The sequence below is a fragment of the Draconibacterium sp. IB214405 genome, from assembly GCF_033963885.1.
GTDB lineage: Bacteria > Bacteroidota > Bacteroidia > Bacteroidales > Prolixibacteraceae > Draconibacterium.
The window spans coordinates 507,007-520,663 of sequence record NZ_JAXBMA010000002.1 but is presented as its reverse complement, the minus strand read 5'-3'; the positions used below and the strand labels follow the sequence as shown (position 1 = coordinate 520,663).

The window sequence follows — 13,657 nt, the reverse complement described above, 5'->3', positions numbered from 1 at the left end:
TTAGCGGAGTGAAGACGTATGCGCAAAGCGAAACTTACCTGTTGCCGTTTAACAACAAAGTTGCTATTAATCCTTCACTTGCAGGTTTAAACAACAATGACTCTTACCATAGCGGAAATCAGTATTATTATGTCAACGAAGGGCAAACCTATAACTTGTTATATGCTTCGTGGGATTCGTACTCCGATAAGTTAAAAGGCGGTATTGCTTTAACTTTCGGACAGGGGCTGATAAACGAATTAAATGTGTGTACAACAGAGTTTGGATTTTCGTATTCCGGCTTTCCCATAAAAACAAAAAACGGAGAAATTCTTTTATCGGTCGGGACAAATTTACTCGTTGGCACCAAACAATGGACGGTCGCTTTTCTCGACGGTATACTTCTTGGCAGAAATGATCTTTCAAGCCCGCCAGGTGATTCTTTTTTCAGATATACAACTATAAAACCAAAGCTAGGCTTTTTATGGACAAACGATAGTTTTCAGTTTGGAATAACAGGCGCAACACCTTATCGATTAATGGCTCCTGAGGAATTTGAATACGATCATCAACCCGGGCCGGTATCCATAACAATTTACATGTCCGGTGTGTTGGATAAAAGGAAGAAGGATCTGTACTCAAAACCGTTTCAACTTTCTCCTGAACTAATTGTGTTTTACAATGAAGAATCCATATTAAGCCGTTTAAGTATGTTATCGAGTCACACCGATAAAACCTGGGGATTTTTCGTTCAGGATGATTTTACCAATAACATTCATACCCTTGGCGGAACAATTGGCTACAAACGTAATTTTGTTCGGATTAACCTGAATGCAGGAATGGCAATTCCGGGTATTTCGGATGAAAATTCGTTTTTATGCGAGCTTTCGCTAAATATTGTTGTTCCACCCTTCGATTATTCAAAAATTAATCCGTGGGCACCGGCTAAAAACTAATATGATTTTGTATTTTGGCGCTTCATTCGAATCGGGAACACTTAATGAACTTCAAAATATTATTAGGTCTGCTATTTATGCTTCCTTGTGCAGTTTATGCTCAGGATCCCGGTTATTCCCAATTTTTCGCCAACCCACTTCATCTTAACCCTGCTTTTGCCGGTACCACCGAACTGTCTCGCTTGGTGGTAAATTACCGTAACCAGTGGCCGCAACAAGGAAATTCGTTTACCACCTATTCACTATCGTACGATTTTTTGCTAAAAAAACGCAATGCCGGAATTGGATTTCAAGCCTATCACGATCGCGAACCAAATAACATAATTACAACAAGCTCAGCAACATTCTCCTATTCCTATCATTTAAAATTGGGGATGGAAAGTTTTATGACATTGGGATTAAATGCAGGATTTGTTGTAAAACAATTTGATCCCAGTGGCTTGATATTTCCATCGGAAATAGACCAGCTATCGGGTATAATTTCGGGAACGGGAACTTATATTGTAGATGAAACATCGAGAAGCTATCCTGATTTTGCGATTGGGGCTGTAGGGCAACACCGAAATGTTTTCTGGGGCGCGAGTGTACACCATTTAACAACCCCTGATGAATCGATTTATAAAGGTGATAACAAAGGCGAAATTCCGATGAAGGTTACAATTCATGCAGGAACGCGCTTACACAAATTTCATCACGACTTGTTGTCGCGACGTTTTACGCTTTCGCCCAATATTTTGTACCAACAGCAGGGCTCGTTTAAGCAGCTGAACATGGGAATTTATATGATTGAGAAATCTTTTTTATTTGGAGGCTGGTTTAGAAATAATATTGATACGCGACCCGATGCAATAATTGCATTGATTGGCTTTGCTCGCGAGAAGTTTCAGTTTGGCTACAGCTTCGACTACACCCTCTCCGAACTTTCGAACTACAGTCACGGTTCACACGAATTTTCTCTTACATTTTTTGTAGGAGCCAAAAGCGAAGTTCCGATAAGGAATAAACTGCTTATTCCCATGCTTTAACTTTATCAATATATTTCTCGGAATCATCGGTTAATTCCCAAGGAACAACGTAATGTTCTTCCGGATGGAAATCGTGTTCTTTTTTAATTGGTGAGTACTCCTTATAAACCGGATATTGTTTTTCGGAGTAGGATCCAAATTGAAATTTTCGCTTCATATTCTCGGTTTTTAATTATCAATCCATTCGTTCAAAACTATCCCTCAAAATAAAAATCCATTTTTTGAGCGAACTGTTTTTTATACGTTTTGATGAAGCTAAAAGATACTAATAAACCACTTTGAAGACAACAATTTTAACAACTTTTAGTGCAATCGATTGTATCAGAACAATAAGGTTACGTTGCCCTGTTGTTTGTGCCCAACGCCTCTAAAGTCCCTGTATTCCAGGATCCAGGTATAAACTCCTGTCGGTGCAAAATTGCCGTTTTTCATTTTACCGTCCCAGCCATATTCCTGGCTGGCCGACTCAAAAACAACTTCGCCCCAGCGATTAAAGATCAACAAATTGTAACCTTCATCTACTACTCCTTCGGCGTACAATCGAAACTCCTGATCTTCGGTATTGGTGGCATTTGGAGAAAAAGCGGTTGGCGGATTTAGTTTATCAAACGCAACACTTAACTGTTTAACGATCGTATCGGTACAATCAAAACTGTTGGCAACCTCAAGCGACACATCGTAAATTCCCATGGCGGTATAATAGTGCACCGGATCTTTTTCGTTGGTGTAAATACTGTCGCCAAAATCCCAGAGATAAGCCGTTGCAGCATGACTTGAATTGGTAAAATTTACTTGCGGATCACTAATCAATACCTCTTCCGGATAAAAATCGAAACCTGCAGTTGGAACCGGGTACACTTGTACCAAGGTATCATAAACGGCGGTATTTTCGCATCCGTTTATATCGAGTACTGTCAGACTGATATCGAAATCTAGTTGTACATCCTCAGCATTTAGGAAGGTGTGAACCGGACTTTCATCAATTGAAGTACTTCCATCGTTAAAATTCCAGAGATACGATTCAGCAGGTTTGTTTGTGCTTGCCGTAAACTCTGCGGTTAATGGAGAGCAGCCCTCCGGATTTTCTACAGAAACAATAATATCGGGTTTTACTTTTACGTCGTATGGCGAAGAAGTTGCGATACATCCCTGCTCGTTAACTTTTAAGGTGACCGAACGGTCGATATTTTCAAATCCTAGCGGAATAGTAACACTGTCCAACTCAACTCCAGAATCAAATTCCTCGTTATTGTAATACCAGGTAAATTCAGTCTCCTCAACAGTTAATCCGGTATATGAAAGCTGAAGGTTGTAACCGTAACACTCGTTTGAATCAAGATTAAAAACAGCTTCCGGCTGGTTATGAAACTCAAACATCACCGTGTCAGAATACGGACAACCTGCCTCATCAATGGTATTTAACTGAAAATAATATTTGCCAAATTCATTTACCGTAATCGTAGGCTGTGAGGTTAAACCGTTGTCAACCGTTGCATCTGAATCGAGAGTTATAAGTTCTACCTGTGGATCCGAATTCTGAAAGATCAGATCTACAGTTGCCGTCATAGTTCCGCAAAAGAGTGTTTGAACTTGGTTGTAATCCAGCTCCGGACGATGACTTTCCCGAACTTCAATGTATGCTGTGGCTGATAATTGTAATTCAAGGTTTTCCATTCCCCCAAATTCAACCACATAACCCTGCGGGTAATAATAGCCGTTTGGTTCATCTCTATCTCCTTCATCCGGAAGGTCGTTCCATGATTTTGCTTTTCCTCCAGGATCAACAACCATGTGCGCATAATCCTCATCATCGCCCCATGATTTTTGCACATTGTTTGGTTCCCCATTATTCCAGTATGCAAATCCAAAAGCCGTTCCTCCGGAAGTTCCCCGCCAGAACAAAGTGCCAGCTTCCGGTCCGGTTTTCCAATACCAGTCGCCTTCTTTATCTTCATCGCTACCACCAATCCAGCCGACACCATCAATTTTCGACCAGATAAAATTATTCTCAATAGAGGAAGTAATCGTCGCAAGGTAGCCTTTTAGGCCATAATAAGTCAGATTTTCAGCTTCTGTTTTGGCTGTTGTCCATCGGATTCCACGACTGGCAATATATTGGTAGAAATGTTTGGTATGAGGTAAATAATCGGCATCCAACAAACCAATTGCAAACTCCCTCGTACCCACACTTCTTGTTCCGCTTAGATTGTAATAAAACACTTTCGCAATGGCCTCGCGGTACTGTTCATCAGTTCCAACGCCACTTATCTCAAGTGTCCCGTTCGAGTTATTCCAGTTGTAATTTAATCCTGCAACCGCATCATAGCCCAACTTATCTTCTCCCCTTTCATAGTTCACAATCGACACCTGCATTCCTTTATCTGCTGCATCAATCTGAATATTCAGCAAAGAGATATAAGGAGCCACATAAACCGAATCAGAACAATAGATAATGGGATCGGTTTTGGTATTCTCTATAACCGGAACGTCCTGCCCCAAAACAAAACCGGCACTTCCTAAACACCATAAAAAAACGCCAAGAAATACCGGTTTTATATTAATCATCTTATTGGTGATTATTTTCTGTTCGAGAAATATTTCATGAATTGCGAGCGCTCGTAAACCATCGGATCGGGTATATTTTTATACGATAGACGGCCTCTGAAATCTTCGATCTTTTTGAAGTTCCATTTTTTCATAAAAGCAGTTAGGTCGTCTAACATTCCGCTTACCACACTGGCTCCATTTACATACAAGGTAGAGCAAAGCTGTGCAACCTGCGCACCTGCAAGTAACTGCTTTATCACTGCATCTCCATCGTGAATTCCGGTTGAAGCAGCGATATCCAAATGTGTAACTGACGACGAAACAATACCCACCCAGCGCAAAGATCGGCGCAAATCGGATGGAGAACTAAATACTTCCGACGCAACTAGTTCCAGTTTATCGAGGTTGATATCAGGCTCGTAAAAACGGTTAAACATTACTACACCTGAGGCACCGTTTGCTTTCAGTTTGTCGGCCATACCGATAATATTGCTGTGGTTCAAACCAAACTTAACCGATACCGGAATACTTACTTCGCTTTTTACTTTTTCAAGTACATCGAGATAAAGCTGTTCGATCATTCCCGGTTTTTCGTGACGATCGGTTGGCAAATAGAAAATATTCAGTTCGATGGCATCGGCACCGGCTTCTTCAAAATCTTTGGCAAAAGTTGTCCATTCTTTCGACGACACACAGTTTACACTGGCAATAATTGGCACATCAACCGCTTCTTTGGCTTTTTTTACCAACTCCAAATGTTTGGTTACCGTATTGTCGCGCAGGTAATTTTTTATGTAATCTTCGGCTTCCGGATAACCAACATTCTGTTGATCTTTTTCCAGCATACTGGTTACCTCGTTATTGATCTGCTCTTCAAAGATCGATTTCAAGACGATTGCTCCAATACCGGCATCGGCAAGCTCTTTAATTTTTTCAATCGAACTGGTAAGTCCTGAACTGGCTGCAACCAAAGGGTTTTTGAGTTTCAGCCCGAGGTATGTAGTTTCTAAATTTGCCATAATAAATGTTTAAAGTTAGAAGTGAGCGTTAAAAGTAAAAAAGTTGTGCTTTAACGCTGTCCTTATTTCAATAAATCTGTCTGTCTGTTTTAATAATTCCGTGCTCCAAAAATATTACTTCCCACACGAATCAGTGTACTGCCCTCTTCAACCGCAATTGGATAATCGCCCGACATTCCCATTGAAATCTCAGTAAAAAATTCAGCACCGGAAAAGTATTTATTTTTCAGCGAATTAAAAATACCTTTTAACATGCGAAATTCATTACGAACCTGATCTTCATCATCGGTGTAAGTGGCCATTCCCATCACTCCGGTTACCCGCACGTTTTTTAGTTCGTTAAATGCCTCTGAAGCTAACAGTTCATCGGCCTCATCGGGCGACAAACCAAACTTGGTGCTTTCTTCAGCAATATGAAACTGCAACAACACATTAATTACCCGGTTATTTTTAAGGGCCTCTTTATTAATGGTTTTTAGCAATTTAATCGAATCAACACCATGAATCAGCGCAATAAAAGGGGCAATGTACTTTACCTTGTTTGTTTGCGGATGCCCAATAAAATGCCACTCAATATCCTTTGGCAGCTCTTCGTACTTTTTGCTTAGATCTTGTACCTTATTTTCACCAAAAATACGTTGACCGGCGTTATAGGCTTTCAAAATATCCTCGTTGGGTTTTGTTTTCGAAACAGCCACCAGCCGCACATTTTCAGGTAATTTATCAGTAATTTCTTTGATTTTTTTTCCGATATCCATCCTTCGTACGAATTTGACGTAAAAATAGAAATAAAGTTGGAAACCCTCGAATGAACCGCTTCAAAGTTCGGGCTAAAATATCAGGCTTTTTAATACTTTTGCAGCACGGCATGAAGGGAAGAAGAACAATAATATCGGAAATGAATGAAAGGGGCCGCAAGAAGGAAGCGTTTGTTTTTGTGATTGATTTTGACACAACAAACGTAAAACTTTTCAGGCCCGATGAGACTGACAAAATTTGGTGGCAGGCGAATAATCGCTCAAATTTTGCACAGCCGCCAACTGATGAAAAAGAAATAGAATGGGAAACTCAGCCGGTTTCATTCGGTCACTATAAAAAGGGATATGATCTTGTTCAGCACCATATTCACAATGGCGATACCTACTTACTGAATTACACACAACCAACAGCGGTTCAAACCAATTTGTCGCTGGAAGAGATCTTTCACCATAGCGGAGCGCGTTACAAGGTTCTGCTGAAAGAAAATTTTGTGTGTTTTTCGCCCGAAATATTTGTTCAGATCGATGCAGGAAAAATCTCGTCGTACCCCATGAAAGGGACAATGGATGCATCGTTGCCTAACGCCAAAGAACGTATTTTGAACGACTCGAAAGAGCTGGCTGAGCATAACACCATTGTTGATTTGATACGTAACGACCTGAGCCTGGTAGCTGAAAATGTAACGGTTGAAAAATTCCGCTACCTCGAGCGATTAAAAACCAACCAGCGCGATTTGTGGCAGGTAAGTTCAAAAATAAGTGGCGATCTGCCAGAAAACTATACCGAACAGATTGGCGACATTATTTTTAAAATGTTACCTGCCGGATCGATTTGCGGTGCACCCAAAAAGAAAACCGTTGAAATTATTAAAGCAGCCGAAAACTACGAGCGTGGATTTTACACCGGTATTTTTGGCTATTTCGACGGGCAAAACCTCGACAGCTGTGTACTTATTCGTTATATCGAGAAACAACAGGATAAGTTAGTTTACAAGAGTGGCGGCGGAATAACTTTTTTAAGCAATGCCGAAAGCGAATATGAAGAGCTGGTGAAAAAAGTTTATATTCCGGTTTTTAAGAAAGATTGAAGGACTGAGGGACTGAGGAGCTGAAGGATTTATGGGTTGAAAGATTGATTTGTGAATACTTTAATGCAGAAATGCTTAAATTGACAAATTGTAGAATTGATACATTGCCTACTGCTATTTGGCAATTGCCTATTGCTAGCAACTCGGGGCTCGCAACTTGAAGCTGGTAACTTGATACTCGTAACTCGGAGCTAGTGACTCGAAGCTTTTTAAACTATGCAACTATTGGAAACCATAAAATGCAAAGACGGGAAACTGTTTAACCTGGAGTATCATCAGGCGCGCTTTAATCTGGCGCGGATGAAATTCTTTCCCAAAGCACCAAAGTTGAAGTTGGAAGAACTGATTGAAGTACCGGTCAACTGTGCAGAAGGACTTTTTCGGTGCCGTGTGGTTTATGCCAAACAAATTGAAAAAATTGAGTTTATACCCCATCAATACCGGACTGTCAACAGCATTCGTTTGATTAAAGATAACAGCATTGAATACCGCAACAAATACACCAACCGTAAACAGCTGCAACATTTATACGATCAACGAGGTGATTGCGACGATATCCTGATTGTTCAAAACAATTGTATTACCGACAGTTTTACAGCCAACCCCATATTTTTTGATGGCGTTAAATGGTGGACACCCGACACTCCCCTTCTTCCGGGAACACAACGTGCACGATTATTAGCAGAAAACAAAATTTCGGTTTGTCGTATTACCGTCGATGATCTGCACGATTACCAAAAAATTGGTCTAATAAACGCCCTGCAGGATATGAATGATATGCCGGTGTTGCCGATTGAAAAGATTAACCGCTAAATAGGTTGCACTACATTTTTAAGTCTTTTTTCCAATCAACAAACCTTTCCGGTTCAAACAGCGATTCAACTTCCGCCAGAAAAGTGGTAAAATTGGGCAATCCGCGCTGAACTTGTTTGGCTGTGTCCGGGCCAACACCAACATACATCTGCTTTAATTCGTTTGCCCGTGCTTTGGAGGCGTCGGCAAACTGTTTTTTCGTTAAGGCTTTCATGTATTGATAAAGCAGACCGGGTACGGGCACTGCGTACAAATAACCGGGCTGCACATTGGTACGGTAGATGTTTTTAAAAGCATCTTCCGCTTTTTCCAGTTTTCCTGCAAAAACCAAAGCCATTGCCAGGTTGTACCAATCGTGCCGGTAGTTTCCGAGTTGACTTGATTTTTCGAGATACTCCAGACTTTCTTCGTATTTCTTCTGTTTGTAAAGCGCTAAACCACATACCCGATTTGCCCGGAAAGCCATTTCGTTGTTTAGCACATTAGTCAAAGGATTGCCAAGCTTAACCGCCTCCCGGTATTTCCCACCATTAAAAGCGAGTTCTGCTTTTTTTAATCGCCGGGCTTTAAACAGAATTAATCGCATTCTCAAATCTTATTCCACACATTTACCATTCCAATGTCACCGATTCCCCTTTTGCCAATTCAACTTCTTTCTCTTCGCCCTGGCACACGAGTTTTGTGCTACCTCCTGTTTTGGCAAGAACGGTTACACTATTCAATTTCCCATCGCTCCAGTCCATCGAAATTTCGTAGCCTCCGCGCGCGCATATTCCACTAACAGAACCTTGAGGCCAGGCATCAGGTAACGCAGGCAATAAATCAATTCGGTTTTGGTGCGATTGCATCAACATTTCGATAACACCGGCTGCGCCACCAAAGTTTCCGTCGATTTGGAACGGAGGATGTGCATCGAATAAATTTGGGTAAGTTCCCCCACCCTGACTGTATTGTGTTTCTGTTCCCGAAGGATCGACATAACTCAACAACTCGCGGTACATTTTATAAGCATGATTACCATCTAGCAAACGCGCCCATAGGTTTATTCGCCAGCCTTTCGACCAGCCTGTTGTTTCATCGCCTTTTATTTCGAGTGTTGTTTTGCAAGCTTCTGCCAGTTCGGGAGTTTCGCCCGGTGTAATATGTCCACCAGGATGCAAGCCAAACAAATGCGACTGGTGACGGTGTTTAGGATCGGCATCTTCCCAATCGTAATACCACTCCTGCAGGTTCCCTTTTTTGCCAATTTGATACGGATACATTTTTGCCAACGCCTGCTCCAGTTCCGCTCTGAAATCAGCATCTACATTCAACACTTCCGATGCCTGAATGGTCTGCAAAAAACACTCTCTAATCATAGCCAGATCGGAAGTTGCCCCATATAATGTAGCTCCCCGATAACCTTTATCTGTTACGTAATTATTCTCGGGCGAGGTAGATGGCGATGTGATCAGATTTCCATTTTTATCTTCCACCATCCAGTTTAAACAAAACTCAGCTGCACCTTTCATCAGCGGATAACCTTTTGTCTTCAGGAAATCAACATCCTGCGAAAACTGGTAATGTTCCCACAAATGTGTTGAAAGCCATGGGCCACTCATGTTCCAGCACGCCCATACCGGACTACCTTCTCCAAATCCACCAACAGGATTGCTCATCGCCCAGATGTCTGAGTTATGACAGGCAGCCCAGCCTTTGTCGACACCATAAAATGTTTTTGCCGTTATGGCTCCTGTTTGTGCTACATTGCCAATAAACGACAACAGTGGACGGTGCATTTCGCTAAGGTTGCCGGTTTCAGCCATCCAGTAATTTTCTTCCACGTTTATATTCATGGTGTAGTTACTGCTCCATGGTGGTTGCAAGTGCGGATTCCAAAGTCCCTGCAAATTGGCCGGCACACCTTCGGTGCGGGAACTGGCAATCAGCAAATATCGACCATATTGAAAATACAGCACTTCCAGATTCTTATCCTCGGCACCACTAAAATATCTTTTCAAACGCTCATCAGTAGTTAATTCCGGTGCTGTTGTTTCTCCCAAATCAAGCTGAACGCGGTTCATTAACGAGCCGTAATCAGCCACATGAGCTTCTTTTATTTTTGATAAACCTTTATTCTCAGCTTCTACCAGTTTCTCTAACGCAATGGCTTTATTATCCAGACCTTCTTTTGCCGGGTCTTTGTCAAAACCATTAAAACTGGTGGCTATTGAAACATAAAGCACAGCTTCGCTTGCTCCCGATACAGTAATCGAACTATCCGAACAAGCTGTCGTTCCACCATCATTTTCCACTTTCATGTAAGTGGAAAAGCGCGTTCCACGGTTTTTATCAAATTGAATTGGCTCCTGATCCCCGGAGTGGTAATTTGGTAGCGCAGTAAAAGGCGCATATCCTTCCACTTTAAACACATCTCCATCAGTAGAGGTACTGAAACGCAACTGACTGTCGAATTTTACAGCAAAATTTAATGCATCCTTTTTATCGGCACTTAATTTCACCACCATTATCTGATCGGGGTATGAAACGAAATACTCTCGTTTATAATTCACACCATCAACCGCATACGAAGTTGTTGAAACAGCCTTATCGATATCTAACTCACGCTGATAATTTTCAATATTAGTGCTTTGTGGAAAGTCGATAAACAAAGTACCCAGCGGCGCATACGATTCGGAATACTTCCCCATTAACTGGTGATTTAATTTGTCGGCTAATTCGTAATCCTCGTTGGCTAGAGCTTCCCGAATTTTTGGTACCGCTTTATACGCTTCAGGGCTCATATACGGATCAACCGGCTCGCCCGCCCAAAGTGTAATGTCGTTCAGGTAAATTTTATCTGATTCTACGCCTCCAAAAACGGAAGCACCCATTTTACCGTTTCCAAGCACCAGGCTTTCTTCGAAATAGGTAGCAGGTTTATCGTACCAAAGCACGTGTGTTGAACGATCTTTTTCAACAGTTGGTGCGGTACAACACGACTGGCCAAAAACGAGTAAACTAAAAAAGATAGCAGTTAAAAGATGGTTGATTCGATTCATTGGTTATTATTTCAGAATAGTTAATGTACATATTACAATTAGCGGCAAGATACAAAATAATTGATAGTCGCTAAAATAATAAAAAAAGGCCCTGCAAATGTTGCAGAGCCCATTAACCTATCCTAGTTTTAAAATAAAAAATCAACTAAAATGGAGCCGGCCGGTTTAAAGCCGGCTCCCGGTAAATTAAGGTTTTAGTTGGTTTGGGTATTCACATTTATATTATCCAGATTCTTTTCTAGTTTAATTCCAAAGCTTTTTATTAGGCAAGCGGCCCATTTCAAGTTCTAGTATTCCTCCATTCGATAGGTCATTATGAGTAAACCACGGTGTTTCGAGTATCTTGCCATTTAGTCTGGCACTTTGGATGTATTTCTTTTCGGGAGATAATCCCGGGGCAAGAACAGTGAATTTGTTACCGTTTTCAAGTTTAATGGTAACTTCCTCAAACAAGGGACTTGTTATCGTATATTCCGGAATACCGGGAGTTACGGGATAAAATCCCATTGCTGAGAAAACAACGAAAGCCGACATCCCTCCTCCGTCTTCATCTCCCGGAATTCCAAACACGTTATCCTTAAACCAGGTATCTATTAAAAAGCGTGTCCATTTTTGAGTTTTCCAGGGCGAGCTGGTATAGTTAAATAAATACGGAATATGGAAACTGGGTTCGTTACCCATCGAGAACTGGCCAACTAAACCCGTTGCATCCGGAAGTTTTGCCCAGAACTCGTATTTACTTCTACCTAAACTCTCGCGAAAAAGCTGATCAAGTCCGTCTTCAAATTGTTCTACTCCTCCAAATAGATCGATCAATCCGTCAACATCGTGTTGTGTTTGCCATCTGTACGTCCAACCATTATTTTCATCGTAGTAGGCGCGCGCTCCCATTCCGCCATCAAATTTAGGATCAATTTCGATCCATTTCCCGTTCTCATCTTTTGGCAGAAACATTTTTTGTTCAGGGTGCCACAAGTTCTTATAGTTCGAAGCTCGCGCAGCAAAAATTGCCTGTTCTTTTGTTTTTCCTAATTCTTCGGCCATTTGCGAAAGTGCCCAATCATCGTAACTGTGCCCTAATGTAATTGCCACAGCCTGACGATTCTCGAATGAATGAACCAATGCCACAGTTTCCTTTTCTCCCGGACGTAATGCCGGGTAAAATCCTTTCTCGTGATAGAAATCGTCCAACTCACATTTTTCGCCGTTTCTCCAGGGCAACATGGTTGCTTCTTCTGCATTTTTCAGCATGCCATCGAAAGCAGATTGCACATCAAAACTGCGGATTCCTTTTCGATAGGCGTCTAGAAATGAAATGGTTGAATGAAAACCATTCATACAGGTATGATCACCGTATATCACCGGAAATGTTGGCATCCAACCGCTTTGCTCATACATATCAACATACGATTGTAACATGTCGGCCTCCACACTGGGTTGAAGAATAGCGCGAAGCGGATGATGCGCCAGGTAGGTATCCCATACCCAATCGTCAACATAAAAAGGGCGGGTACTTTGGTGGACCTGGTTGTCAAATCCACTAAAATACTGCCCATCTTCTGTAATGTTTATCATTCTTTCGTAACAACGGTAAAGCGCCGTGTAAAAACTTCTTTTGTGCGCTTCAGTCCCTCCTTTTACCTCTATCTGGTTTATTACCTTATCCCAGGCTATTTTCCCCTGGTTTTTCAATTCATCGAAAGTAGTTTCCTGTAATTCTTCCTGAAAATTCTTGCGAGCTTGTTCTTCGCTTATAAAAGAGGTGGCATATTTAAACTCAACCGGTTCTTTATTACCGTTTTTGCATGTAATAACAAGCTTATCAGTTCCTTCACTTTTTATCTCACTCTCGTTTGTCAAAACCCCGTAAACGTAAATTTTTACATTTCGAAAATATTCAACACCGGCGATCAAATTATCTTCTGCAATCGAATATTCTCCATTCTTATAATAATGCCCCAGCAATAAATTGGCCTCCCTACCGGCAGGAAAAGTAAATCGGAAAATACCTGTCTTTTTTCCTACTGTGTACTCTACAGTCACGTCATCTTCAATCAGCTCTGTTTTATAATACCAAGGGCGGGTAATTTCCAAATCGTGATCCCAGGTTAACCTTTTATTCCAGCTGTTTTCGTTAAGTTCTCCGGCAATCGGTTTAATAAAAAAAGCCTGTGCCACGCGATGTGAGATAACATTTAAAGGGAACGATGAAATCTGATCATCCAGATAGTCGGCCCGGTCAGGAGTCATTCGTGTCATTTGATTTGGCAACTGCATCGTTGGCCGCGTTGGCTGCAAAATATGACCAACATTCCCAATTGTAGGATCAACATATTTTGTAAAATCGGTTCCCGGTGTTTCCTCCTCTTTCTGAACACAGGAAAAACAGATTACCATTAACAAAAGAAGTATCAGATTTTTCATTCTTACT

Annotated in this window: 11 protein-coding genes; 4 read left to right on the top strand and 7 right to left on the bottom strand. The window is 41.4% G+C overall.

Annotated features, from left to right (window positions below):
* The first annotated feature begins 8 nt into the window (after positions 1 to 8).
* Together SLH46_RS08585 and SLH46_RS08580 are read left to right on the top strand one after the other, a co-directional pair.
* Positions 9 to 935, top strand: coding sequence for a hypothetical protein (locus SLH46_RS08585; RefSeq protein ID WP_320280760.1), 927 nt, complete (start codon positions 9 to 11; stop codon positions 933 to 935).
* A 44-nt stretch (positions 936 to 979) separates the two neighbouring features.
* Positions 980 to 1,960 (top strand): PorP/SprF family type IX secretion system membrane protein, encoded by a 981-nt coding sequence (locus tag SLH46_RS08580; RefSeq protein WP_320280759.1) that lies wholly within the window; start codon positions 980 to 982, stop codon positions 1,958 to 1,960.
* Here the strand turns inward: SLH46_RS08580 and SLH46_RS08575 are convergent.
* The 4 genes from SLH46_RS08575 to SLH46_RS08560 all read right to left on the bottom strand — a co-directional run bounded on the left by SLH46_RS08575 (position 1,944) and on the right by SLH46_RS08560 (position 6,284).
* A complete protein-coding gene (locus SLH46_RS08575) occupies positions 1,944 to 2,117 on the bottom strand; it encodes a hypothetical protein (RefSeq protein WP_320280758.1) in 174 nt (57 codons plus the stop codon). The two genes, SLH46_RS08580 and SLH46_RS08575, sit on opposite strands and share 17 nt — an antisense overlap.
* Before the next feature lie 164 nt (positions 2,118 to 2,281).
* On the bottom strand, positions 2,282 to 4,525 hold the full coding sequence (locus SLH46_RS08570) for a PKD domain-containing protein (protein WP_320280757.1): 2,244 nt from the start codon (positions 4,523 to 4,525) through the stop codon (positions 2,282 to 2,284).
* 11 nt (positions 4,526 to 4,536) lie between these two features.
* Positions 4,537 to 5,526, bottom strand: coding sequence for a dihydroorotate dehydrogenase-like protein (locus tag SLH46_RS08565; protein ID WP_320280756.1), 990 nt, complete (start codon positions 5,524 to 5,526; stop codon positions 4,537 to 4,539).
* Between the two features lie 89 nt (positions 5,527 to 5,615).
* The gene (locus tag SLH46_RS08560) at positions 5,616 to 6,284 is read right to left on the bottom strand and encodes a YggS family pyridoxal phosphate-dependent enzyme (protein ID WP_320280755.1); all 669 of its coding nucleotides are present in this window, start codon (positions 6,282 to 6,284) and stop codon (positions 5,616 to 5,618) included.
* A gap of 50 nt (positions 6,285 to 6,334) precedes the next feature.
* Between SLH46_RS08560 and SLH46_RS08555 the strand changes: the two genes are divergently transcribed.
* A complete protein-coding gene (locus tag SLH46_RS08555; RefSeq protein WP_320280754.1) occupies positions 6,335 to 7,372 on the top strand; it encodes an aminodeoxychorismate synthase component I in 1,038 nt (345 codons plus the stop codon).
* 216 nt (positions 7,373 to 7,588) lie between these two features.
* Positions 7,589 to 8,185, top strand: coding sequence for an aminotransferase class IV (locus tag SLH46_RS08550; RefSeq protein ID WP_320280753.1), 597 nt, complete (start codon positions 7,589 to 7,591; stop codon positions 8,183 to 8,185).
* A gap of 10 nt (positions 8,186 to 8,195) precedes the next feature.
* On the opposite strand, the gene SLH46_RS08545 is transcribed toward SLH46_RS08550, so the two are convergent.
* From SLH46_RS08545 to SLH46_RS08535, 3 genes are all read right to left on the bottom strand, one after another.
* Complete coding sequence (locus SLH46_RS08545; RefSeq protein WP_320280752.1) at positions 8,196 to 8,771, bottom strand: hypothetical protein; 576 nt, start codon at positions 8,769 to 8,771, stop codon at positions 8,196 to 8,198.
* 22 nt (positions 8,772 to 8,793) lie between these two features.
* Complete coding sequence (locus SLH46_RS08540) at positions 8,794 to 11,226, bottom strand: glycoside hydrolase family 95 protein (RefSeq protein ID WP_320280751.1); 2,433 nt, start codon at positions 11,224 to 11,226, stop codon at positions 8,794 to 8,796.
* 243 nt (positions 11,227 to 11,469) lie between these two features.
* On the bottom strand, positions 11,470 to 13,650 hold the full coding sequence (locus SLH46_RS08535; RefSeq protein WP_320280750.1) for a GH92 family glycosyl hydrolase: 2,181 nt from the start codon (positions 13,648 to 13,650) through the stop codon (positions 11,470 to 11,472).
* Positions 13,651 to 13,657 lie beyond the last annotated feature (7 nt).

Coding starts and splice junctions, on each gene's coding strand:
- SLH46_RS08580 (WP_320280759.1), top strand. CDS start 980: ATGAACTTCAAAATATTATTAGGTCTGCTATTTATGCTTCCTTGTGCA.
- SLH46_RS08575 (WP_320280758.1), bottom strand. CDS start 2,117: ATGAAGCGAAAATTTCAATTTGGATCCTACTCCGAAAAACAATATCCG.
- SLH46_RS08570 (WP_320280757.1), bottom strand. CDS start 4,525: ATGATTAATATAAAACCGGTATTTCTTGGCGTTTTTTTATGGTGTTTA.
- SLH46_RS08565 (WP_320280756.1), bottom strand. CDS start 5,526: ATGGCAAATTTAGAAACTACATACCTCGGGCTGAAACTCAAAAACCCT.
- SLH46_RS08560 (WP_320280755.1), bottom strand. CDS start 6,284: ATGGATATCGGAAAAAAAATCAAAGAAATTACTGATAAATTACCTGAA.
- SLH46_RS08555 (WP_320280754.1), top strand. CDS start 6,335: ATGAACCGCTTCAAAGTTCGGGCTAAAATATCAGGCTTTTTAATACTT.
- SLH46_RS08550 (WP_320280753.1), top strand. CDS start 7,589: ATGCAACTATTGGAAACCATAAAATGCAAAGACGGGAAACTGTTTAAC.
- SLH46_RS08545 (WP_320280752.1), bottom strand. CDS start 8,771: ATGCGATTAATTCTGTTTAAAGCCCGGCGATTAAAAAAAGCAGAACTC.
- SLH46_RS08540 (WP_320280751.1), bottom strand. CDS start 11,226: ATGAATCGAATCAACCATCTTTTAACTGCTATCTTTTTTAGTTTACTC.
- SLH46_RS08535 (WP_320280750.1), bottom strand. CDS start 13,650: ATGAAAAATCTGATACTTCTTTTGTTAATGGTAATCTGTTTTTCCTGT.